We start from the raw sequence: 21,929 nt of genomic DNA on the forward strand, positions 1-21,929 counted from the left end.
CGTCCCCACCTCGACCCCGGTCGCCCCGACGCGCAGCGAGCGCCTCGACGAGCTGCCGTTCACCTCGAAGCACCGTCGCCTGTTGGCCGGCTCGGGCATCGGATGGGCCCTGGACGCGCTCGACGTCGGCCTGCTCTCGTTCGTCATCGCCCAACTGATGACCGTGTGGAGCGACCAGGCCGGACAACTGGCCTGGGTCGCGTCGGCCGGGTTCGCGGGCATGGCGATCGGCGCGGCCGTCGGTGGTTCGCTGGCCGACCGCTTGGGCCGCAAGACCGTCTTCGCCCTGACCCTGTTGCTCTACGGCCTCGCCACCGGCCTCTCGGCCCTGTCCTGGTCGGTCGGCGTGCTGCTCGTCCTGCGTTTCGTCGTCGGACTCGGCCTGGGCTCCGAACTGCCGGTCGCGTCGACCCTCGTCAGCGAGTTCTCACCCCGGCGCATCCGGGGCCGGGTGGTCGTCCTGCTCGAGGCGTTCTGGGCCGTCGGCTCGATCGGGGCCGCCCTCGTCGGCTACCTCGTGATCCCGACGAGCGACGACGGCTGGCGCTGGGCCCTGCTGATCGGTGCCGCTCCCGCGCTCTACGCCGTGTTCGTCCGCCTCAGGATGCCCGAGTCGGTGCGCTTCCTCGAGTCGAAGGGGCGTCACGACGAGGCCGAGCGCACCGTCCGCGGCTTCGAGCAGGCGGCCGGCGTCGCCGCCCCGACCGTGGTCACCGAGGAGGCGCGGGTCGTCGAGAAGCCGGCCCGCGCCTCCGTCGGCCGGCTCTTCGGTGCCGGCATGGCTCGCCGCACGGTCGCGATCTGGGTGGTCTGGTTCATGACCAACTTCTCGTACTACGGCGCCTTCGTCTGGCTGCCGTCGTTGCTCGTCGCGGCCGGGTTCCCGCTCGTGCGCTCGTTCGGGTACGTGCTGATCATCACCCTGGCGCAGCTGCCGGGCTACGCGGCCTCGGCCTGGTTGATCGAGAAGTGGGGACGCCGGGGGACGCTCGCGACCTTCCTGCTCGGGTCGGCCGTCGCGGCCGTCTTCTTCGGCTTCGGGGCGGTCAGCGGCAGCGTCGCGCAGATCCTCGTCGCGGGCATGGCCCTGTCGTTCTTCAACCTCGGCGCGTGGGGGGCGCTCTACGCCGTGACGCCCGAGCTCTACCCGACCCCGCTGCGGGGCACGGGCGCGGGGTGGGCCGCCGGCGTCGGGCGCATCGCCTCGATCGCCGCGCCGCTGTCGGTGCCCCCGCTGATCGCCCTCGGGGGGCCGCCCACCCTGTTCGTCGTCTTCGGCGCGGTCTTCGTCGTAGGGGCCGTCGCCGCCACGATGCTGCCCGAGCTCCGCGGCACGCGGCTCGCCGAGTGAGCGCGCGTCGCCGTCCGTCGCGTCGTCGCCTCACGCCCCGCCGGCTGCTCGGAGTCCTCGTGGTGCTCGTGGCGGGGGCCGTCCTCGTGGCCTTCCCGCGCCTCCTCGGCGACGGGTCGGCGGGTGGCGGCCCGGGAGGCGCGGGTGCGGTCCCCGTGCCCACGAGCGTCCCGGCCGCGGCGGTCGAGGCCGTGGTCGACCGGGTCGTCGACGGGGACACCGTCGTCGTCCTGGTGGCGGGGGAGCGCGAGCGCATCCGCCTGATCGGCGTGGACACCCCCGAGACCGTGAAGCCCGACGCGCCCGTCGACTGCTTCGGACCCGAGGCGAGCGCCTTCACGACGGCCGCCCTGCCCGAGGGGGCCACGGTCTGGCTCGAGGACGACGCCTCGCAGGGCGACGCCGACCGCTACGACCGGCTGCTGCGCTACGTCTGGTCGCCGGACGGCACGATGCTCAACGAGCGGCTCGTCGCCGAGGGCTACGGGCGCGAGGACACCTACGACGACGCGTACCGCTACCGCGACCGGTTCGTCGCGGCCGAGGCGTCGGCCGAGGCGTCGCGGGTCGGGCTCTGGGACGCCTGCGGCTGAACCGACGGACGCCGGCTCGGCCACCAGAACGCGTCACCGGTGAGGAAGACGAGCGCGGGCACCAGCACGGTGCGCACGACCAGGGTGTCGAGCAGCACGCCGAGGCAGACGATCACGCCGACCTGGGTCAGGGCGACGACCGGCAGCACGCCGAGGACGGCGAAGACGGCCGCCAGCAGGATGCCCGCACTCGTGATGACGGCGCCGGTCGAGGCCAGGGCTCGCACCATCCCCTCGCGGGTGCCGTGCACGAGGCCCTCCTCGCGGGCCCGGGTGGTGAGGAAGATGTTGTAGTCCACCCCGAGGGCGACGAGGAACAGGAACGCGTACAGCGTCACCGCCGTGTCGAGCGCGGGGAACCCCAGCACGTTCTGGAACAGCCAGGTCGAGGCCCCGAGGCTCGCGAAGAACGTGGCGAGCACCGAGGCGATGAGCAGGACGGGGGCCACGAGCGAGCGCAGCAACAGGGCCAGGACGGCGAACACGATCGCCAGGATGATCGGCGCGATCAGGTCGATGTCGGCCTGCGCCGCCACCTTCGTGTCGTAGGCGGTGGCGTCGCTGCCCCCGACGAGCGCGTCGGCGAGGCCGCCGCCGGCGTCGGCGTACCCGGCACGCAGACGCTCGACGGTGGCGAACGCGGCGTCGCTCTCGGGTTCGGCGGACAGCTGCAGGTCGACGCGCGTCAGTCCGCCCTCGGTCTCGCCGGTCGTGGCCGTGTCGACGCCGTCCGTGCCCGACGCGAGCGCGGTGGCCTCGTCGGCGACCGTCGAGGGGACGATCACGGTGGTGCGGCTGGTCAGCCCCGCCGAGAACGAGTCGTCGATCACCTGTTGCGCGGTGACCGAATCGGGGTCGCCGAGCAGCTGGTCGGTCTGCGAGAGGCCGACGGCGTAGCCGCTCAGGCCGAGGCAGAGGACGCCGATGCCCGCGACGGACGCCACGGCCACGACGGCCGGACGGCGTCGGACGCCGCGCCCGAGACGATCCCAGAAGCCGCGTCGCGGTGCCGCGTGGTGCGCCGCGCCTCCTGCGGTGGCGTCGGCCGTCCGCGCCGCGTCGGCCCCGTCGGGCACGCGGTCGCGCCCGGACGAGGAGGCGCGGGGCACGAAGGGCCAGAACAGCCCGCGACCGCAGACCACCAGGGCCGCCGGCAGGGCGACGAGGGCGAACACGATCGCGACGCCGACGCCGATCGCACAGGCGAGGCCGAGGGCCCGGTTGCCCGTGAGCGACGCGAGCAGCAGCGTGAGGAGGCTCAGGGCGACCGTGCCGCCGCTGGCCGCGATGGCGGGCCCGGCACTCGTCACGGCCGTGCGCATCGCGCGGTGGCGGTCGGGCTCGAGCAGCAGTTCTTCGCGGTAGCGCGCGACGAGCAGCAGGGCGTAGTTGGTGCCCGCGCCGAAGACGAGCACCGAGAGGATGCCCGAGATCGAGGCGTCGAGCGGGATGCCCAGGGGTTCGGCGACGGCGGCCGCGACCCGGCCGGCCAGGGCGTCCGCGGCACCGACGACGGCCAGCGGCACGATCCACAGCACGGGGCTGCGGTAGGTGACGATCAGCAACACGGCCACGACGACCACCGTGACCAGCAGGAGCCGGAAGTCGGCCCCGGCGAAGGCGTTCGCGATGTCGTCCTGGAACCCGATCGGCCCGGTGAGCAGGGCGTCCAGCCCGGCGGGCAGGTCGGCCGAGGCCGCGTCCCGCAGGCTCGTCGCCGTGCCCGCGACGTCGGCGTCGACCGTCGTGGCGTCGAGCGGGACGGCCACGATCGCCGCGGTGCCGTCGTCGCTGATCTGCGGCCGGACGGCCTGCGGGGTCGTGGCGAGTTCGGCGAGGGCGGCGGCCCGCTCGTCGACGGCGGTCAGGTCGGCGGCGTCGAGCCGGTCGCCGTCGTGGCTGAAGACCAGGATGCCCACCGTCGTCTCGGCACTCGGGAAGGTCGTGAGCAGCTCGGCCACCTGGGCCGACTGGCTCGTGTCGGGGACGCCCGACGGCGGGGCCGCGTCGCCCTCGCTCTGCGGCAGGACCGTGAAGAGCAGGGCGACGGCGACGGCCGTCGCGGCGAGCACCGCCCAGGCGGTGCGGTGGCCGCTGACGATGCGGGCGAGGGTGCGCATGGTGATCCTTCAGTCGCTGAATGTCTTAGGAGCTAAGAGTATTGCAGATCACAGGAGCATCGACCAGACTCGTCACGCAGGAGGTTCCATGCCCACCCCGAGAGACCCGGGCCCCACGGCCCCGTCGACCCGTCCGTCGCGCTCGCCGCAGGCCGACGAGATCGTCACCCACATGCAACGGCTGACCACCGAGTCCCAGAAGCTCGCCCAGGCCTTCGCCTCGCGACACGGTCTCGGCCACATCGACCTCGAGGCGCTGCTGCACGTCATGCAGGCCGAGCGCGACGGCGACCCCGTCACCGCCGGCGGTCTCGGCGAGCTCCTGGGCGTCACGTCGGGGGCGGCGACCGGAGTCATCGACCGCCTCGAGAAGGTCGGGCACGTGCACCGCAGCCGCGACGACGCCGACCGGCGCCGGGTGCTCCTCCGCTACTCGGATCGCGCCCGCGAGGTCGCGGGCGCGTTCTTCGGGCCGCTCGGCGTGATGAGCGACCGGGTCATGGCCGAGTTCGACGAGGCCGAGCTCGAGACCGTCCGACGGTTCCTCGAGGGCATGTCGGGCGCGATGGCGGAGCGGGCCCGCGAGGTGGGGCGACCCGCCTGAGGTGACCCGCGCCTCCCCGGGGTGGCGCACGGCCCCGACCTCCTGCGCGTCGGCGGGAGCGGGTAACGTCGTGGTGACCCCGGAAGGCAGGTTCTCCGTGACCGACCACGTCTCGGCCCTCGATCTCTTCTCGATCGGCATCGGCCCCTCGAGCTCGCACACCGTCGGCCCCATGAGGGCCGCCCGCGAGTTCCTGCTCGGTCTCGACGTCGACGGCCGGCTGACCGACGTCGTGCGGGTCGAGGCCGTGCTCTACGGCTCGCTCGCCGCCACCGGCCTCGGCCACGGCACTCCGTCGGCCGTCCTCGCCGGCCTCGCGGGCATGCGACCCGAGACCTGCGACCCCGAGGTCGTCTCGGGCATGCAGCAGGCGGTCGAGCAGGGCGGCGGCCTGCGGCTGCTCGGCCGGCACCAGATCGCCTTCGCCCCCAACGACCTGCGCATGGCGCCGCTGACGCGCATGCCCCGGCACCCCAACGCGATGAGCGTCGAGGCCTTCGACGCTCACGGCGAGAGCCTCGCCCGCGAGGTCTACTTCTCGGTCGGCGGGGGCTTCGTCGTGCGCGACGGTGACGACGAGCGGGCCGTGCCCACCGCCGAGGCGCCGTTCGCCTTCACCGACGCGGACGACCTGCTGCGCCTCTGCGACTCCGAAGGCGCGTCGATCGCCGACCTCGCCTGGCGCAACGAGGTCGCGCTGCACGGCGAGGCGGAGGCCGCGGCGGGGCTCGACTCGCGCTGGGCGGCCATGCGGGCCTGCGTCGACGCGGGTCTCGAGGCCACGGGCGTCCTGCCCGGCTGGATGAAGGTGCCCCGGCGCGCCCGGCAGTTCGCGACCATGCTGCGCCAGCAGGACGAGAGGGCGACCGCCTTCGCCCTCGGTGGCTCGGCGATCGACCAGGGCCGCGCCTCCTCGCTGTTGGCCTCCGACCTGCCGGCCCAGTGGCTGCAGGCCTACGCGATGGCCGTCAACGAAGAGAACGCGGGAGGCGGGCGCGTCGTCACCGCCCCGACCAACGGCGCGGCCGGCATCATCCCGGCGGTCGCCTACTACGCCATGAGGTTCCACGGTGCGACCGATCACGAGCTGTCCCGCACCTTCCTGCTGACGGCGGCGGCGATCGGGTCGCTCTACAAGCGCAACGCGTCGATCTCGGGGGCCGAGGCCGGTTGTCAGGGCGAGGTCGGCTCGGCCGCGTCGATGGCCGCCGGCGCGCTGACCGCCCTGCTCGGCGGGACGCCCCGCCAGGTCGAGAACGCGGCCGAGATCGCCATGGAGCACCACCTCGGCCTCACCTGCGACCCCGTGGGCGGCTTCGTGCAGGTGCCCTGCATCGAGCGCAACGCGATCGCGGCGGGCACGGCGGTCGCCGCCACCCGCATGGCCCTGCTCGGCGACGGCAGCCACGTCGTCAGCCTCGACACCGTCATCGAGACGATGCGCCAGACCGGCCGCGACATGAAGGACAGCTACAAGGAGACCAGCCGCGCCGGGCTCGCGGTCAACGTCATCGAGTGCTGAGAAGGTCCGCGTCGGAGGCCCGCCCGGACGTTCCTCGGGTCGTGTCGCACCCCGCCGCTAGCCTCGTCGCATGACCCCGTCGCGCCGCCCCACGCCGTCCCGCCCCGCGACCCCGGGGGGCACCGACGCCCCGCGGCTCGACCCCGTCGACCCCCAGGGGCTCGTCGATCTCGGCACCGACCTGCTGGGTCCGCGCGACAGCCGTGAGCTCGAACGGTACGTCGACGCCGACCTGACCGGTCGCGACCTCGAGGGGTCCGAGTTCACCGAGTGCGTCTTCGAGTCGCCGCGGCTCGGATCGGCCCGACTGCGGGGCGCCCGCCTGGTCGAGTCGGTGCTGGCCGACTCGTTCGCCCCCGAGCTCGCCGCCTCGAGCAGCACCTGGCGTGACGTCCGCGTCGAGCGACCCCGGTGGGGGTCGGCCGAGCTGTTCGACGCCGAACTGCGGTCGGTGCACCTGGTCGGCGGCAAGATCGACTTCCTCAACCTGCGCGGGGCGCGCCTCACCGACGTCGTGATCGAGGGCTGCACGATCGGCGAACTCGACCTCGGGGGTGTGCAGGCCCTGCGGGTCGCGCTGGTCGACTGCCGCATCGGCACGCTCGACGTGACCCGCGCCTCCTTGTCGCACACCGATCTGCGCACCAGCGACTTCTCCCGCATCGACGGTTTCGAAGGGCTTCGTGGCGCGACCATCGACGACCTGCAGCTGGCGACCTTCGCCCCGACGATGGCGGCTCACCTCGGACTCGTCGTCGGCTGATCCCGGGCTTGTCGACGGCTGAGCCCGGGCCGCCCGTGCGACGCCCGGCTACGCCCTGGCCGAACACGTCGGGGCCGCACGAGGCGGCGGTGCTATCGTCGCCGACAGAGCAACGCGCTCCGGGGTCAGTGAAAATCTGAGCCGGCGGTCACAGTCCGCGACCCGCGTCGTCCCCGAGAGGTGGCGGCCGGTTGAACCGGTGGAACCCCGGTACCGACGGTCATAGTCCGGATGAGAGGTGGCGCGGGCCCGGTCGTCCCTCAGCGGACCCCCGGGCCGATGCCGACCCTCGCGTCGCGCACCCCCGGAGAGCCCTCGGCACACAGCCAGGCAGACCGGAGGACGACATGACGACGCAGGCGACCACGCCCGGGCCCGATGCACGCACGCACCGACCCACCGACCCGACGGGCCCGGTGGTGCGCTGATGTTCACCGGCCTCGTCGAAGAACTCGGACGCGTCGAGCGCGTCGCCGACCAGGGGGACAGCGTCCGCCTGACGGTCCACGGCCCCGCCGTGCTGACCGATGCCGCGCACGGTGACTCCATCTCGGTCAGCGGCGTCTGCCTGACGGTGGTCGAGCAGCAGGGGGACACCTTCACGGCCGACGTCATGCGGCAGACCCTGGCCATGAGCACCGTGGGGACGTTCGGCCCCGGGACGCCCGTCAACCTCGAACGAGCCGCCCGCGTCGGCGACCGCCTGGGCGGTCACATCGTCCAGGGCCACGTCGACGGCACGGCCACGGTCGTCGAGATCGAAGAGGGCGAGGCCTGGCGTCGGGTCCGGTTCGACCTCGCCGACGACCTCGCGCCCCTGCTCGTCGACAAGGGGTCGGTGACGCTCGACGGCGTCAGCCTCACGGTGAGCGCGATCAGCGAACCCGGCGAGCTGCCGGGCTGGTTCGAGGTCAGCCTCATCCCCGAGACGCTCGCCGTGACGACCCTGGGCGGCAAGGCCGTCGGCGACCGCGTCAACGTCGAGACCGACGTGCTCGCCCGTCACGTGCGCCGCATGCTGCGACTGGACGCGCTCGACGCCGACGGCCCGCGCGGTGCGGCCGACGCGGCCGACGCGGCGGACCCGCGGGACGCCGCCGTGACGGGGCGCCCGTGACCGTGTCGACGCCCCGGGAGGAGGGGCGGGTCGACTCGCGCCTCGCCCCGATCGAGCTCGCCCTCGAGCACCTGCGCCGTGGTCGCCCGGTCGTGGTGGTCGACGACGAGTCCCGCGAGAACGAGGGCGACGTCGTCCTGTCGGCCGAGTTGGCCTCGGCCGAGTGGATCGCCTGGACGGTCCGGGTGTCCTCCGGTTTCGTCTGCGCGCCGATGACGAACGAGATCGCCGACCGACTCGACCTGCCGCCGATGGTCACCCACAACGAGGACGCCCGGGGCACGGCCTACACCGTCAGCGTCGACGCGGCGGCCGGCGTGACCACGGGGATCAGCGCCTCCGACCGGGCGACGACCCTCCGCAGGCTCGCGTCGCCGACCAGTGTTCGCGACGACCTGCACCGCCCCGGGCACGTCCTGCCGCTGCGCGCCCGTGACGGCGGAGTGCGTGAGCGCGATGGCCACACCGAGGCCTCGGTCGACCTGATGAAGGCCGCGGGGCTGCGACCCGTGGCCGTCATCAGCGAGATCGTGGGCGACGACGGCGAGATGATGCGACTGCGGGCTCTGCTCGACTTCGGGGCCCGCGAGGGCGTGCCGGTCGTGACGATCGCCGCTCTCGTCTCCTGGCTGGGCGACCGCGACCTCGACCTCGACGCACCATCCCCTGCGTCCGACTCCCGGGCCACCGACACCACGACCACCACCCGCACGACCGAAGGAGACCCCGCATGAGCGGAGAAGGCGCCCCCACCGAACTCGACGTCGACGGCACGGGAATCCGTGTCACGATCGTCGCCGGGACCTGGCACGAGACGATCACCGACGGCCTGCTGGCCGGCGCGCTGTCGACGGTCGAGCGCCTCGGCGCCACGGCCACGGTCGTGCGCGTGCCCGGCAGCTTCGAACTGCCCGTCGTCGCGAAGGCCGCTCTCGAGGCCGGGGCCGACGCGGTCGTGGCCCTCGGCGTCATCATCCGCGGCGGCACGCCGCACTTCGAGTACGTGTCCGACGCCGCGACCTCGGGCCTGCTGCGGGTGACGCTCGACACGGGCAAGCCCGTCGGGTTCGGCGTGCTCACCCTCGACGACGAGCAGCAGGGCCTCGACCGGGCAGGCCTCCCCGGCTCGAAGGAGGACAAGGGTGCCGAGGCCGCCCACGCCGCCGTCGCGACGGCCGTCCAGCTGCGCGACCTGGCCCGGGCCGGCACGGCCCGCGTGGCCGGCTTCTGACGACGGAGGCGGTGCCGGGGCGACGAGCGTCCCGGCACCGCGCCTCCTGACGGTCTGGCGTCGCGCCCGTCGGGCCCGTCGGGCCTAGGCGAAGACCTCGGACAGGAACGTCTCCAGCTGCTGCCACGAGCGACGATCCGCGCGGGCGTCGTACTGGGCCCCGTGATCGGGTGCGTCCGTCCCGGGGACGGCGAAGGCGTGCATGACGCCGCTGTAGCTCAGCACCTGCCAGTCGGGTGCCTCGGCGGCGCGCATCTCGTCCTCGAAGCCGACCACCGCCTCGTCGGGCACCACCGGGTCGGCGGCACCCGTCATCACGAGCAGCGGGGCCGTCACGGCACCCTTCTCGGCGGGCATCCCCGTCCCGAGCCCTCCGTGGAACGACACGACGCCGGCGACGTCGGCACCCGCGCGGGCCAGCTCGAGGGCACCCGAGCCGCCGAAGCAGTAGCCCATCACCGCGATCCGCGACGGGTCGACGCCCGGCTCGGCGCGCAGGCGCTCGAGGTTCGCGAGCAGGCGCGACCGGAACAACGCGACGTCACCGTAGTACTTGCCCGCCTCGCCGGCGGCCTCCTCGGGCGACGGGCGGACCCCCTGCCCGTAGACGTCGCCGGCCAGCGCCACGTAGCCGAGCCGCGCGAGCATCTGCGCGCGCACCTTGACGTGGTCGACGACGCCGAACCAGTCGTGCAGCACGAGCACGCCGGGCACGAGCCCGGACGAGGAGGCACCGGCCGGCGTCGCGAGGAACCCCTCGAGATCGGCGTCGGTCGCCGCGTAGACCTCGTCCGACGTCGTGACGCCGCCCGGGTCGGGCACGCTGTCGAGGACGCGCTGAAGGTCGGGGGAGAGGGCGGGAGTGGGTTCGGTCGTGGTCACACGGGGACGCTACTCCCGGCGGGTCGGACGGTGCCGGGGGCGGTTCAGCCGGGGTCGACGATGCGGGCGACGGCCTGACGGACGACGTCGCACCGACGCTGCTGCGGGCCGGTGTGCAGGTTGGTGGCCTCGGGCGTGACGAACCAGGCCAGCACGACGCCGAAGACCATGGTCAGCAACTCGTCGGCGTCCCAGCCGGACGAGATGTCACCCGCGTCCTGGGCCGCACGCACCGAGTCACGGCGCGCCTCGAGCTGACCGTGGTCGAGCACGCCGGGGCTCGGCAACGCGACGCCCTCGATCTGGCCCCAGAGCAGGAGGCGCGCGTCGTCGGGGTTCGACGCCAGGTGGTCGTAGAGCGCGCTGGCCCAGCCCGGCAGGTCGTGGGCGTCGAAGGGGACGACCGCGACCCAGCGGCCGATGCTCTCGCCGAGGGCGGCGTCGAACAGGTCGCGCTTGGTCGAGAAGTGGGCGTAGAGCCGTTCTTTGCTCGCCTCGGCGTCGCGCGCGATCGTGTCGACGCGGGCTCCGGCGAGGCCGCGGGCCGCGAACTCGGTCCGCGCCGCCTCGAGCAGCCGCTCCCGCGGAGGGGTGGGTCGTCGTGCCATGCCCAGAGCATAGGGGCTGCACCTCTCCGGACCACCTGGTTCGGAGGGAGGTCTTCGCTTACCGGCCGGACCGGTTCGCCCCGCGTCCGGGAGGGCGCCGTCGCGGAGGGGTACCGTCGCGTCGTCGGACGGGTCAGAGCGCGCGGGCGTCCACCAGGTCGACGCCGACCGCCGCCGCGACACCAGCGTTGGTGATCTGCCCCGCGACCGCGTTGACGCCGCGGGCCAACGACGCATCCGCCGCGATGGCGTCACGCCACCCCCGGTCGGCGAGGGCGAGTGCGTAGGGCATGGTCGCGTTCGTCAGGGCCCGGGTCGAGGTCTGGGGGACGGCGCCGGGCATGTTGGCGACGCAGTAGTAGACGCTGTCGTGGACGGCGAAGGTCGGGTCGTCGTGCGTGGTCGCGCGCGAGCCCTCGAAGCAGCCGCCCTGGTCGATGGCGATGTCGACGAGCACCGACCCGGGACGCATCGACGCCACCATCTCGTCGGTGACGAGCTTGGGGGCCTGTGCGCCGGGGATCAGAACCGAACCGATCACCAGGTCGGCGGCCGCGACCTGGGCGCCGATCTCGTAGGCCGTCGAGGCGCGGGTCTGCACCCTGCCGCCGAACTGCACCTCGAGGGCGCGGAGGCGTGGAAGCGACACGTCGATGACGGTCACGTCGGCGCCGAGGCCGAGGGCGTTCGCCGCGGCGTGTTCACCGGCGACGCCGCCGCCGATCACCACCACCTTCGCCTTCGGAGTGCCGGGGACGCCGCCGAGCAGCACGCCCGTGCCCCCGATCGGCTTCATGAGGTGGTAGGCGCCGACCATCGTGGAGAGGCGGCCGGCGACCTCGCTCATGGGCGAGAGCAGCGGCAGGCTGCGATCGTCCCGCTGGACCGTCTCGTAGGCGATCGCGGTCGTGCCGGACGCGAGGACGGCCTCGGTGCACTCGGGTGAGGCCGCGAGGTGCAGATAGGTGAAGAGGGTCTGGTCCGCCCGCATGAGCGGGTACTCGGCCGCGATCGGCTCCTTGACCTTCATCAGCAGATCGGCCTCGCCCCAGACGTCGGCCGCGTCGTCCACCACCGTCGCACCCGCGGCGACGAACTCGGCGTCGGTGAACCCCGACCCCCGTCCGGCGCCGGCCTGCACGATCACGTCGTGTCCACGGCGGGAGAACTCGTGGACTCCGGCCGGTGTCGCGGCGACGCGGTTCTCGTTGTTCTTGATCTCGGTGGGGATGCCGACGCGCATGGTTCGTCCTCTCGGGGAGTGGCCTCGACGACGGGCGGCCGGTGCACGCCTCTGTTCGCCGAACTGAGGTCAGTGTGCTGTTTCGTGCCGATGCGTGCCAAGCTCTCCGCACGAGATTCTGTGCAGGCCCTGCCTGGCCGCACGATCGACGGTGAGGGACGGGACGAGGCATGGCTGCGACGAAGGACGTTCGGCTCGACGAGATCGACCGGCAGCTCGTGCGCCTGCTGCTCGCGAACAGTCGGACCCCCAACGCCACGTTGGCCGCGCAGGTCGGGATCGCTCCGTCGACCTGTCTCGCGCGCCTCCGGTCCCTCGTCGAGCGCGGCGTCGTCGCCGGCTTCGGAGCCGACGTCGACCTGTCCGCGCTCGGACTCGACCTGCAGGCGCTGATCAGCGTGACGATCCTCGCGTCGGCCCGGCAGCGGATCGCCGCGTTCTCGGCCGAGATCCGGGCCCTGCCGCAGGTGGTGCAGCTGTTCTTCCTGGGCGGGTCCGAGGACTTCATCATCCACCTGGCCGTCCGCGACACGAACGACGTCCGCGAGTTCGTCCTCGACCACCTCTCGGCGCACCCGGCCGTCGCCTCGACCCGGACCAGTCTGGTCTTCGAGCACCACCACCCCGGCCCGACCGTCTGACCGATCAGCCGGTGCCGTGCCGAGCCAGGGGCCGGCGTCAGCGCGTGGCGGCGAGCGTCATCGGCAGGTGGGGGATGCCGTCCTCGAGGAACTCGTCGCCGTCGACCACGAAGCCGAACCGGGCGTACCAGCCCGAGAGGTGGGCCTGGGCGTCGAGCCGGACCAGTCGACCGTCGCACTCGACGACGGCCGACCGCATGAGGTCGGCGGCGAGCCCACGACCGCGAGCCGACGACGCCGTCGCCACCCGGCCGATGCGACGGTCGTCGCCGTCGTGCAGCACCCGGAGCGTCGCCAGGATCCGGGCGTCGTCGTCGGTGGACCAGAGGAGGCGCGCGGTCGGCTCGAGGTCGCGCCCGTCGAGCTCGGGGTAGGGGCACTCCTGTTCGACGACGAAGACGTCGACCCGGAGGCGGAGGATCTCGTAGAGGACGACGGGGTCGATCTCGGCGACGGACGACGAGTGCTGGGTGGGGGTCACACGGCCACGCTATCGGCCTCGCGCGCGTGACCGGATGCCGCCTTCGGGCGGGTCACCGGGTCTCGCCCAACGGCATGGTCGTGAAGTCCCCGCCGACGGGTGCGTCGGGGGGCAGGACCTGACCGGCGAAGCGGTCGGCGAACGCCTCGGCGTCGTCCTCGGGGTGGTAGCCGATGGCCTCGCCCGCCGCGAGCGACACGACGCGACGGGTGTTGCGACTGACGCCCCAGACGACGTGGTGCCCGGCCGGTGCGGTCGTCAGGGTGGCCAGGATCAGCCGGGTCGCGTCGGCCGGGGACAGCCAGGTGCCGAGGCTGCGGACGTCGTGCGGCTCGACCTCGGCCGTCATGATGCGCGCCGACACGACGGTCGAACCGAAGCGGTCGGCGTACAGGCTGCCGACCGCCTCGAGCAGCACCTTGCTGACGCCGTAGAAGGTGTCGGGCCGGGGGGCCGGCACGTCGTGGTCGGCGGCGCTCGAGCCCGGTTCGAACCCGACGGCGTGCACCGAGCTGGCCGCGAGCAGCCGGGTCACGCCGGCCCGACGGGCGGCCTCGTGCGCCACGTAGGCGCTCTCGACGTTGAGGTCGCGGATCTCGTGCCACGTGCGTTCGCTGGCGTGCGACGCGAGGTGGACGACCAGGTCGGCCCCGGCGAACGCCACGGTGAGGGAGTCGAGATCGGTCACGCCGACGTGCTCGAAGGTCTCTCGTCGTCGGAGGTCGCCGGGTGGCGTGACCACGTCGAGCAGCCGCAGGTCGTGGCCGGCCTCGAGCAGAAGAGGGCGGACCCAGGTCGCGATGCGGCCCGAGCCTCCCGTGATCGCGATGGTCGCCATGTGTGCCGCCTCTCGTCGGGGGCTCGTCGGCCCGCCCGTGGTCCTGCCCCGATCCTGCCCCGGACCACCGACAGCGCTCGCGGGGCACGCCACGCGTCCGCCGAAGCGCCCTCGCGACGCGTCCCCGCGTCCCCCGGATGCCCCACCCGAGCCTGACAAGGCTCTGGCGAAGGCCTGGCAGGGATCTCCACGACCCCGGTCGGTGACGCGTCACCTCCTACCGTGGCGGGGGGCCCGACGACGTGCCACGACCCCGTCCCCGACCGAAAGGCACCTCGTGTCGTCAGCTCTCTCGTCCCTCGGCCTCCTCCTCGTCCGCGTCGTCCTCGGGGTCGTGTTCGTCGCCCATGGCTGGCAGAAGGTCGCCGTCGACGGCCTCGCCGCGACGCAGGGCGCCTTCGGGGGCATGGGCATCCCGCTCGCCGAGGTCGCCGCCCCGGTCGCGGCCGTCACCGAGCTCGCCGGTGGCGTCGCGCTCGTGGTCGGCGTCGCCACCCGTGTCGCCGCCGCGCTCCTGGCGGTGACGGCGGTCGTCGCCCTGGTCGCCGTCCACCTGCCGAACGGCTTCTACTCGACGACGGGTGGGTTCGAGTACGTCCTCGTCCTGGCGGTCGTCTCCGTCGCGGTCGTGCTCACGGGGCCGGGCCGCTTCGCCCTCGACGCCCTGGTCGTCCGGGGCCGGCGCGCCCGTCGCGAGGCCCCGGCCCCGCTGCCCGCCACCGTCTGAGTCGGGGCCGAGCGGGTCGGGCGCGAGGCCGGGACGGGTGAACGTGACGCACCCGCGAGGGTGATTTGCGCCTCCTCGTCCCGTCCCGGCCCCCGATCCGTGGTCGGCTGGATGCCGATGATCCCCGCCAGCGACCGCTTCCGCCGCTCCGGCGGCCGACCCCTCGCCGGGTCGCCCGTCCTCGTCTTCGGGGACGTCCTCGACGACATCATCGTCACCCCCCGGGCGGAGGACGGCACCGGGACCGAGACGGCCGCCACCATCCGGCACCGGGCCGGGGGTTCGGCGGCGAACACGGCGGCGTGGCTCGGGTCGTTGGGGGTCGAGGTCTCGTTCGTCGGTCGGGTCGGCACGGCCGACCTGCAACGCCACGCGCAACTGCTCGCCAACGCGGGGGTCGTGGCCCGTCTGTCCTACGACGCCCACGACCCGACGGGCACGGTCGTCATCACCGTCGACGGCTCGTCGCGCATCATGTTCACCGATCAGGGGGCCGGTGCCTCGCTGAGCCCCGACGACGTCCCCGACGACCTGGTCGCCGGGGCCGGTCTCGTGCACTTCACGGGCTACACCGTCGCCCAGTCCCGCAGCCCCGTCGCCCTCCGACGCCTCGTGGGACGGGCTCGGGAGGCGGGTGCGCTCGTCTCGGTCGCCCCGGGCAGCGCCTCGATCGTCCGCCGCTTCGGAGCGTCGGCGTTCCTCGCGGCCGTCCACGGAGCCGACCTGTTCTTCCCGTCGGACGAGACCGCCCGCGAGCTCACCGGGTTGGACGACCCGGTCGCGTCGGCGACGGCGCTCGCCGAGCAGGTCGGCGTGGTCGCGCTCGTCGCCGACGACGGGGGTGCCGTCGTGGTCTCGCGGGGGCAGCAACCGGTCGTGGTCGACGGGGTCGTCTCGCGCTGGGTCGACTCGGTGGGCCTCGTGGACGCGTTCTCGGCCGGGTTCATCGCCGCGTGGGCGACGACGGGCAGCCTCGGGGTCGCGGGTCGGAGTGGAGCCCGTGCCGCCGCCCGTGCCGCCGGGGTCGCCGGAGGTCGGCCGCCCGCGTGACCGCGTCGGGCCCGCCTGACAGTGTCGGGCCCGCGTGACCGCGTCGGGCCCGCCTGACGACGCCTGGCCCGCGTGACGACGCCTTGCCCGACTGACGACGCCTGTCCCGGCGAGCCCTCGGCTACCGTGCGCTCTCGGCGCTCACCAGCACGGTCTGGACCCGGGGCGGACGCTCGGGGGTGAGCCGGATCTCGAACCGGACGACGCCCCGGGCTCCCCGTCGTCGCCACACCAGGTGCGAGGGAGCGGACGACTCGTCGGGCGGCGATGCCTCGCCGTCGTCGTCCCAACCGCCCACGGACTCGACGGCGGCGGCCCAGGAGGCGCGGCGTCGGTCGAGCGGCAGGTCCGCCTCGACGTTCTCGCTGAACAACCCGTCGGGCACGGCGCCGCCGAGGACGACGGCCTCGACCGCCTCGCGGGCCGCCGACGTCTCGGGCCACGGCCGCACGACGACGCGGGCGTCGGGACGCTCGGCCATCAGGCCGTCGAGCGCGAGCCCGATCGGCTCGGAGACCTTCGAGTAGGTCGCGTTCTCGAACCCGACCGCGCCGAGGCCGGTCGCGGTCTGCCAGCGCATGTGGGCCGAGAACCCGGGGTAGCCCCCACTGTGCGACACGACGGGGCCGTGGTCGGGATAGTGCTCGACGAATAGACCGAACCCGTAGCCGCCGGGGTGCCCGACCCGGGCGGGGACGAAACGCTGCACCTGCTGCATCTCGCGTCGGGAGGCGCGCGAGAGGATGCCGTCGAGGTCGCCGCGGCCCTCGGGGTCGAAGGCGGAACCCAGCCAGCGCGCCCAGCGCGCCAGGTCGGTCACGGTGCTGAACAGGCCGCCGATCGGTGAGAACGCGCCCGGGCCTGAGAACGGCAGGGGGTCACCCCCGTCGGAGGTGCGGCGATGGCCGATCGCGACGCCGCCCATCGCCCGCACGGTCGCCTCGAAGCCGGTGGCCGTCAGGCCGAGCGGTTCGAGGATCGTCGACTCGACGACCTCACGGTAGGGCTTGCCGGCGACGGCCGCGATCGCCCGGCCCACGAGGGCGAAGCCGAGGTTGGAGTAGGCAAAGGTGGTGCCCGGCACGCTGTCGAAGCTGAGCCCGGCCCGCAGCAGGGCGTCGAGTCCGTCGTCGGTGAGGGATTCTTGCCGGTCGCCCCACGGATCGTCCGTGGGGAAGCCGGCCGACATGGTCAGGAGCATGCGCAGGGTCGGCACGGGGGAGTCGGCGGTGGGCAGGGCCACGTCGGCGAAGGCGGGCACGAAGTCGGTGATCGGTGCGTCGAGGGACACGAGCCCGGCGTCGCGCTGGGCGAGCAGGGCGGTGGCGGTGAAGCTCTTCGTGCACGAGGCGATGCGGTACGCCGTGTCGACGCCGGGCGCGGTGCCGGGGGCGACCTGGCCGTAGGAGCCGTCGTGCGTGACGCCCGAACGGTCGAAGGTCGCCCACACGGCGCTCGGGCCGCGCCGCTCGGGAGCGCGTGCGGCGAACACGGCGTCGATCCCCGTGGGTGGTTCGGTGCGGTCGGGTCGTGATGACGTCGTCACGGAGGCGATCCTCTCGAGGGGCGGGGTCATTCGGTGCGCGTGGTGCGGCGCATGGCTTCGTAGGCGTCGAGCGCGGCCCGGCGGGAGGCCTTGAGGTCGACCATGGGCTCGGGGTACGAGTCGGTGTCGACCTCGGGGACCCAGCGCCGCACGTAGTCGCGGTGCTTGTCGAACTTGTCGGCCTGCAGGACGGGGTTGAACACTCGGAAGTACGGGGCCGCGTCCGCACCCGAGCCGGCCGTCCACTGCCAGTTCGCGGGGTTGTTCGCCTCGTCCGCGTCGACCAGGGTGTCCCAGAACCACTGCTCGCCCACCCGCCAGTCGGCCAGCAGGTTCTTGACCAAGAAGCTCGCCGTGACCATGCGAACCCGGTTGTGCATGTACCCGGTCGTCCACAGCTCTCGCATGCCCGCGTCGACCAGCGGGATGCCGGTCGTGCCCTGCTGCCACGCCTCGAGTTCGCCGGGTTCGAGTTCGTGCCACGGGAAGTCGTCGAACTCTGGCCGGTAGTTCTTCGTGGCGAGGTGCGGGTTCGCGAAGAGGACGGTGTGGTTGAACTCGCGCCACACGAGTTCGCGCAGGAAGCCCGAGGCCTGTTCTCGGGCGTCGGGTGCCAGGTTGCCGCGCATGCGGTGCCAGACCTGGAACGGGCTGACCTCGCCGAAGCGGAGGTGCGGCGAGAGGTGGCTCGTCGCCTCTTGGGCCGGCTCGTCGCGCAGGCCGTAGTCGGCCAGGTGGCCGGTGGCGAAACGTTCGAGGGTGTCGAGGGCCGACGCCTCGCCCGGGGTCCAGGCGTCGCGCAGGCCGGCCGACCAGTCGGGGGTCGTGGGCAGCAGCGCCCACGAGTCGAGGTCGTCGCTGTCGGGCGTCGCGTGGGGGACGTGCAGCTCGTCGGGTGCCGCCTCGGGGTGGCGGGGTTCGGGCCGGTCGAGGCAGGCGCGCCAGAACGGCGTGAAGACCTTGAACGGCTGGCCCTGCCCGGTCTGGATGGTCCACGGTTCGAACATGAGGTTCGCCTGGAAGCTGCGAACGTCGAGCCCACGCTCGCGCAGCGACGACTTGAGCCCGGCGTCGGCGTCGCGGGCGGCCAGGCCGTACCGGCGGTTCCAGAAGACGGCGCCCGCGCCCACCTCGTCGACGAGACGGGGGAGTTCGCGGGCTTGCGGGCCCCGGCGCAGCGTGAGTCGCCCACCGACGGCCTGCAGCGATTCGGCGAGGGCGGCGAGGCTGTGGTGCAGCCACCAGCGTGAGGCCCCGCCGAGGGGGCGCAGGCCGTCGGTCTCGTCGTCGAGCAGGAAGAGGACGACGACCGGTTCGCCGCGCTCGACGGCGGCCACGAGGGCGGGGTTGTCGGCGAGGCGCAGGTCGTCGCGCAACCAGACGATGGAAGGGGAGGTCATGCGTTCGTCCCGACCGGCGTGCCGAGCCGCAGCTTGGTGCACAGATCGGCGAGCGAGGCCAGTTCGTCGTCGTCGAGTGCTCCGCCCACGCGACGACGGATGGCCTCGGCGTGGCTGACCGCCGTGCGCCGGTAGAGGTCGTAGCCCTCGTCCGTCATGGTCACGATGATGCCCCGGCCGTCGCCGGGGTCGGAGGCCTTCTCGACGATGCCCTTCGACGCCAGTCGGTCGACGAGACGGCTGATGCTCGGCTGCGTCAGCAACAGGTGGCGGGTCAGGTCGCGGATGCGGGCCCGCCGATCGGGCTGGTTGGACAAGTTGAACAACACGTCGTACTCGTTGAACGAGATCTCGTGGGTCGGGAAGCACTCGGTCAGTTCACGCATGACGCTGACCTGGGCCCGGAACAGGGCTTCCCAGGCCCCCACGGCCATCGATGTCTCGCTCATGTCGTCCCTCACGTTCGTCGAGGTCGAGTCTACGAAAGGCCACCGACCTCGGGCCGACGCGCGGGGGCGGCGACGAGCGAGCGTGTACCCGGGGGTACACGACAGAGGGCCGGTCGCCCGATGGCGACCGGCCCTCTTCCCTTGCACCAGGAGTGTCCTGCAATCACATTCCGCCTCGGCCGCCACAGCAAACGACGTCGGCGAGACACAATCTATAACGGATCGGTAACGGTGGTCCAGGGGTGGACCCGAGGAATTCCTGGGAACTCGCACCGAGCCGTCGCCGCGGCCGGCGCGTGTGTCGGACGGGGTTCAGAACACGTCGGGCGACGGGGTCGACGCGTGACGGATCGAGACGTCCGCGTGGCGGTCGAACCGGTAGCCGACCCCGCGGACGGTGCGGACGATGTCCTCGAAGGCGCCGAGTTTCGACCGCAGTCGACGGACGTGCACGTCGATGGTGCGTTCGTTCGGCACCTCGTCGTCGCCGTCGGCCCAGAGGCTCGAGATCAGCTCTGCTCGTTCGATGGTGCGGCCCTCGCGCAGGACGAGGTACTGCAGCAGCTCGAACTCCTTGTAGGTCAGGGGAGCCACGTCGCCGTCCAGCAGCAGGCGCTTGCGCGAGATGTCGACGACGACGCCGCCGCGGGCACCGGGCTCGTCGTCCTCGGTGACCTGCCGGCGCTTCGCCAGGGCGGCCGGGTCCTGCAGGGCCAGGCGGACGACCTCGACGTCTCGGCCGCCGGCCCCCTCGGGGGCGAGGGCCACGGCGGCGTGCGTCTCGGCCGACGGGGCGATCCGTCCGACGAGTTCCTTGATCTGCGAGACGACGTCGCCGAGCGAGGTGCCGTCGGCGGCGGCCTTGAGCTCGTCGAGCCCGACGTAGAGGACGAAGCCGCGGGCCTCGGTGCCCTCGGGCACGGCGCGGGGTCGAGGTGCCGCGGGAGCAACGGAACTCGCGACGACGGACGCGTCGCTGGGGGCGGCCGAGAGGGCGGGCGCGACCTCGCGGAGGGGCGTCGGGGCGGCGGAACGGGCGGGCGAGACGGTGCGGGTGGCGGTGACGGGGCGGTCGAGGATGAGGGACATGACAGGCGGGGTCCTTGCGTGACGGCGGCGGTCCCTCGGGCCGACGGGTCGCCGGGTGCGGAGGGACTGCTCGATGTGTGTCGGTGCTCGATCCCGCCGGCGATGGTGCCGTACGTCACGAGCAGTCGGTGCGATGCACCGTTCGGGATGCGCGTCGAGGGTGGCGACGCGGGGCATCCTGGAGTCGGTGGCTCAGTGACCGGGTGGGGTCACGAGCTCAGCTGGCGGTGTCAGCAGCTTCGACTCGGCGAGGTGTGTGACCGGATCAGGCACACATTCGACACATGACAGCGTGCATCGGCATCATCATGCCGGTGCTCCCGAGGGCCTCACGAGAGGTCGGGGTGAGCACACTGTTAGTCATGGGGTTGATCTTGTTACACCCCGCGTCGCGATGTCAAGCGACGTTCGCGTTCCGGCACCGTGAGCGGCCCGGAAACGCCGGACCGCGCCTCCTGCGGTCGAGGAGGCGCGGTCCGGGGCGTCGGGGCGACGGGGGTCAGGCGAGCCCGTAGAGGCGGTCGCCCGCGTCGCCGAGGCCCGGCACGATGTAGCCCTGCTCGTTGAGCTTCTCGTCGACGGCGCCCAGCACGACGTGGACGTCGCGGCCCTCCATCGCCTTCTCGACGGCGGCGAGGCCCTCGGGCGCGGCCAGGATGCAGACCGCCGTGACGTCGACGGCGCCGCGGTCGAGCAGGTAGTCGATCGCCGCGATGAGCGAACCGCCGGTGGCGAGCATCGGGTCGAGCACGAAGCACTGACGGTTCGAGAGGTCGTCGGGCAGACGCTCGGCGTAGGTCGTGGGCTGGAGGGTCTCTTCGTCGCGCACCATGCCGAGGAATCCGACCTCGGCCGTGGGGACGAGCTTGGTCATGCCCTCGAGCATGCCGAGGCCGGCGCGCAGGATCGGCACGACGAGCGGACGCGGCTGGCTGATCTCGAGACCCGTGGTCGGACCGACCGGGGTCTCGATGTCGACGGGGCTGGTGCGGACGTCGCGCGTGGCCTCGTAGGCCAGCAGCGTGACGAGTTCTTCGGTCAGCGCCCGGAAGGTGGGGGAGGGTGTGCTCTTGTCGCGGAGCACGGTCAGCTTGTGGGTGATCAGGGGGTGGTCCGCTACGTGCACTCGCATAGGCTCAACGGTAGCGGAGTCGACCGGTTCCGTGAGCCGTCCCGACCCCGCAGAGGCCCCGTGATCGCCGTCCCGCCTGAGTTCGACGACTGGATGTCGCTCGCCCTCGCCGAGGCCGACGCGTGCCACGTCTCGGCCGACGTGCCGGTCGGTGCCGTGGTGGTCGACGCCGACGGCCTGGTCATCGCGACCGGCCGCAACGAACGCGAGTTGCGGCAGGACCCGACCGCCCACGCCGAGGTGATCGCGCTGCGGGCCGCCGCGGCGCACACCGGCGACTGGCACCTCACCGGCACGACGCTCGTGGTCACCCTCGAACCGTGCCCCATGTGCGCCGGGGCCCTGCTCGCCGCCCGGGTCCCGCGGCTCGTCTACGGGGCCTGGGACGACAAGGCAGGAGGCGCGGGCAGCGTCTACGACATCGTCCGCGACCGCAGGCTCCCGCACCGCGCCGAGGTGTACGCCGGCGTGCGCGAGGCCGAGTGCCGGGCTCGGCTGGACGACTTCTTCGCCGCGCGGCGCGTCGCCGAGGGGCACTGAGG

General features: G+C 73.2%; 22 protein-coding genes, 1 pseudogene and 1 riboswitch. Of the genes and pseudogenes, 12 read left to right on the forward strand and 11 right to left on the reverse strand.

From position 1 onward, the window contains the following. Both ARTHRO9V_RS05540 and ARTHRO9V_RS05545 read left to right on the forward strand, forming a co-directional pair. The coding region (locus ARTHRO9V_RS05540; protein ID WP_236556939.1) for an MFS transporter at positions 1-1,351 on the forward strand (1,351 nt) is incomplete at its 5' end. After that, entirely contained in the window at positions 1,348-1,944 is a 597-nt protein-coding gene (locus tag ARTHRO9V_RS05545) for a thermonuclease family protein (RefSeq protein ID WP_159826026.1), read from the forward strand. The genes ARTHRO9V_RS05540 and ARTHRO9V_RS05545, both read left to right, overlap by 4 nt. Here the strand turns inward: ARTHRO9V_RS05545 and ARTHRO9V_RS05550 are convergent. Beyond that, positions 1,869-4,064, reverse strand: coding sequence for an MMPL family transporter (locus tag ARTHRO9V_RS05550; RefSeq protein WP_159826028.1), 2,196 nt, complete (start codon positions 4,062-4,064; stop codon positions 1,869-1,871). The two genes, ARTHRO9V_RS05545 and ARTHRO9V_RS05550, sit on opposite strands and share 76 nt — an antisense overlap. Before the next feature lie 88 nt (positions 4,065-4,152). On the opposite strand from ARTHRO9V_RS05550, the gene ARTHRO9V_RS05555 reads away from it, so the two are divergent. From ARTHRO9V_RS05555 to ribH, 6 genes and pseudogenes are all read left to right on the forward strand, one after another. Then, on the forward strand, positions 4,153-4,668 hold the full coding sequence (locus ARTHRO9V_RS05555; RefSeq protein ID WP_159826030.1) for a MarR family winged helix-turn-helix transcriptional regulator: 516 nt from the start codon (positions 4,153-4,155) through the stop codon (positions 4,666-4,668). A gap of 97 nt (positions 4,669-4,765) precedes the next feature. Beyond that, positions 4,766-6,190, forward strand: a complete 1,425-nt coding sequence (locus ARTHRO9V_RS05560; protein WP_159826032.1) for an L-serine ammonia-lyase — start codon at positions 4,766-4,768, stop codon at positions 6,188-6,190. Between the two features lie 70 nt (positions 6,191-6,260). Continuing rightward, positions 6,261-6,953 (forward strand): pentapeptide repeat-containing protein, encoded by a 693-nt coding sequence (locus tag ARTHRO9V_RS05565; protein ID WP_159826034.1) that lies wholly within the window; start codon positions 6,261-6,263, stop codon positions 6,951-6,953. Positions 6,954-7,065: 112 nt separating this feature from the next. After that, a riboswitch (FMN riboswitch) is annotated at positions 7,066-7,200 on the forward strand. A gap of 180 nt (positions 7,201-7,380) precedes the next feature. Beyond that, positions 7,381-8,070 (forward strand): riboflavin synthase, encoded by a 690-nt coding sequence (locus tag ARTHRO9V_RS05570; protein WP_159826036.1) that lies wholly within the window; start codon positions 7,381-7,383, stop codon positions 8,068-8,070. A gap of 50 nt (positions 8,071-8,120) precedes the next feature. Next, positions 8,121-8,691, forward strand: a pseudogene (gene ribB, locus ARTHRO9V_RS05575) (3,4-dihydroxy-2-butanone-4-phosphate synthase); the annotation flags it as partial. A 109-nt stretch (positions 8,692-8,800) separates the two neighbouring features. Then, positions 8,801-9,301 (forward strand): 6,7-dimethyl-8-ribityllumazine synthase, encoded by a 501-nt coding sequence (gene ribH, locus ARTHRO9V_RS05580; RefSeq protein WP_056046630.1) that lies wholly within the window; start codon positions 8,801-8,803, stop codon positions 9,299-9,301. Between the two features lie 84 nt (positions 9,302-9,385). Here the strand turns inward: ribH and ARTHRO9V_RS05585 are convergent, their stop codons facing one another. The 3 genes from ARTHRO9V_RS05585 to ald all read right to left on the reverse strand — a co-directional run bounded on the left by ARTHRO9V_RS05585 (position 9,386) and on the right by ald (position 12,034). Then, positions 9,386-10,183: a dienelactone hydrolase family protein gene (locus ARTHRO9V_RS05585; protein WP_159826038.1), complete on the reverse strand. Its 798-nt coding sequence runs from the start codon at positions 10,181-10,183 to the stop codon at positions 9,386-9,388. Positions 10,184-10,227: 44 nt separating this feature from the next. Beyond that, on the reverse strand, positions 10,228-10,791 hold the full coding sequence (locus ARTHRO9V_RS05590; protein WP_056046627.1) for a TetR family transcriptional regulator: 564 nt from the start codon (positions 10,789-10,791) through the stop codon (positions 10,228-10,230). 133 nt (positions 10,792-10,924) lie between these two features. Then, entirely contained in the window at positions 10,925-12,034 is a 1,110-nt protein-coding gene (gene ald, locus ARTHRO9V_RS05595) for an alanine dehydrogenase (RefSeq protein ID WP_159826040.1), read from the reverse strand. A 170-nt stretch (positions 12,035-12,204) separates the two neighbouring features. Here ald and ARTHRO9V_RS05600 point away from each other — a divergent pair, with 170 nt between their 5' ends. Then, positions 12,205-12,675, forward strand: a complete 471-nt coding sequence (locus ARTHRO9V_RS05600) for an Lrp/AsnC family transcriptional regulator (protein ID WP_056046623.1) — start codon at positions 12,205-12,207, stop codon at positions 12,673-12,675. Between the two features lie 37 nt (positions 12,676-12,712). Here ARTHRO9V_RS05600 and ARTHRO9V_RS05605 read toward each other — a convergent pair whose 3' ends face one another. Together ARTHRO9V_RS05605 and ARTHRO9V_RS05610 are read right to left on the reverse strand one after the other, a co-directional pair. Then, on the reverse strand, positions 12,713-13,156 hold the full coding sequence (locus tag ARTHRO9V_RS05605; RefSeq protein ID WP_056046620.1) for a GNAT family N-acetyltransferase: 444 nt from the start codon (positions 13,154-13,156) through the stop codon (positions 12,713-12,715). Between the two features lie 52 nt (positions 13,157-13,208). Beyond that, a complete protein-coding gene (locus ARTHRO9V_RS05610) occupies positions 13,209-13,994 on the reverse strand; it encodes an NAD(P)-dependent oxidoreductase (protein ID WP_159826042.1) in 786 nt (261 codons plus the stop codon). A 277-nt stretch (positions 13,995-14,271) separates the two neighbouring features. Here ARTHRO9V_RS05610 and ARTHRO9V_RS15765 point away from each other — a divergent pair, with 277 nt between their 5' ends. Together ARTHRO9V_RS15765 and ARTHRO9V_RS05620 are read left to right on the forward strand one after the other, a co-directional pair. Beyond that, positions 14,272-14,721: a DoxX family protein gene (locus ARTHRO9V_RS15765; RefSeq protein ID WP_159826044.1), complete on the forward strand. Its 450-nt coding sequence runs from the start codon at positions 14,272-14,274 to the stop codon at positions 14,719-14,721. A gap of 117 nt (positions 14,722-14,838) precedes the next feature. Then, entirely contained in the window at positions 14,839-15,771 is a 933-nt protein-coding gene (locus tag ARTHRO9V_RS05620) for a carbohydrate kinase family protein (RefSeq protein WP_159826046.1), read from the forward strand. A 121-nt stretch (positions 15,772-15,892) separates the two neighbouring features. Here the strand turns inward: ARTHRO9V_RS05620 and ARTHRO9V_RS05625 are convergent, their stop codons facing one another. The 5 genes from ARTHRO9V_RS05625 to upp all read right to left on the reverse strand — a co-directional run bounded on the left by ARTHRO9V_RS05625 (position 15,893) and on the right by upp (position 21,387). Beyond that, on the reverse strand, positions 15,893-17,317 hold the full coding sequence (locus ARTHRO9V_RS05625; protein ID WP_159826048.1) for a serine hydrolase: 1,425 nt from the start codon (positions 17,315-17,317) through the stop codon (positions 15,893-15,895). A 26-nt stretch (positions 17,318-17,343) separates the two neighbouring features. Then, positions 17,344-18,717 (reverse strand): deoxyribodipyrimidine photo-lyase, encoded by a 1,374-nt coding sequence (locus tag ARTHRO9V_RS05630; RefSeq protein WP_159826050.1) that lies wholly within the window; start codon positions 18,715-18,717, stop codon positions 17,344-17,346. Continuing rightward, complete coding sequence (locus ARTHRO9V_RS05635; RefSeq protein WP_056046607.1) at positions 18,714-19,166, reverse strand: MarR family winged helix-turn-helix transcriptional regulator; 453 nt, start codon at positions 19,164-19,166, stop codon at positions 18,714-18,716. Before ARTHRO9V_RS05635 ends, ARTHRO9V_RS05630 begins: the two co-directional genes overlap by 4 nt. A 312-nt stretch (positions 19,167-19,478) precedes the next feature. Then, positions 19,479-20,255: a winged helix-turn-helix domain-containing protein gene (locus tag ARTHRO9V_RS05640; RefSeq protein ID WP_159826052.1), complete on the reverse strand. Its 777-nt coding sequence runs from the start codon at positions 20,253-20,255 to the stop codon at positions 19,479-19,481. A 499-nt stretch (positions 20,256-20,754) separates the two neighbouring features. Continuing rightward, positions 20,755-21,387, reverse strand: coding sequence for a uracil phosphoribosyltransferase (gene upp, locus ARTHRO9V_RS05645; RefSeq protein WP_043593011.1), 633 nt, complete (start codon positions 21,385-21,387; stop codon positions 20,755-20,757). A gap of 93 nt (positions 21,388-21,480) precedes the next feature. Between upp and ARTHRO9V_RS05650 the strand changes: the two genes are divergently transcribed. After that, the gene (locus tag ARTHRO9V_RS05650; protein WP_159828494.1) at positions 21,481-21,927 is read left to right on the forward strand and encodes a nucleoside deaminase; all 447 of its coding nucleotides are present in this window, start codon (positions 21,481-21,483) and stop codon (positions 21,925-21,927) included. Positions 21,928-21,929 lie beyond the last annotated feature (2 nt).

The organism is Frigoribacterium sp. 9N (assembly GCF_902506305.1).
In the GTDB taxonomy this organism is placed as follows: domain Bacteria; phylum Actinomycetota; class Actinomycetes; order Actinomycetales; family Microbacteriaceae; genus Frigoribacterium.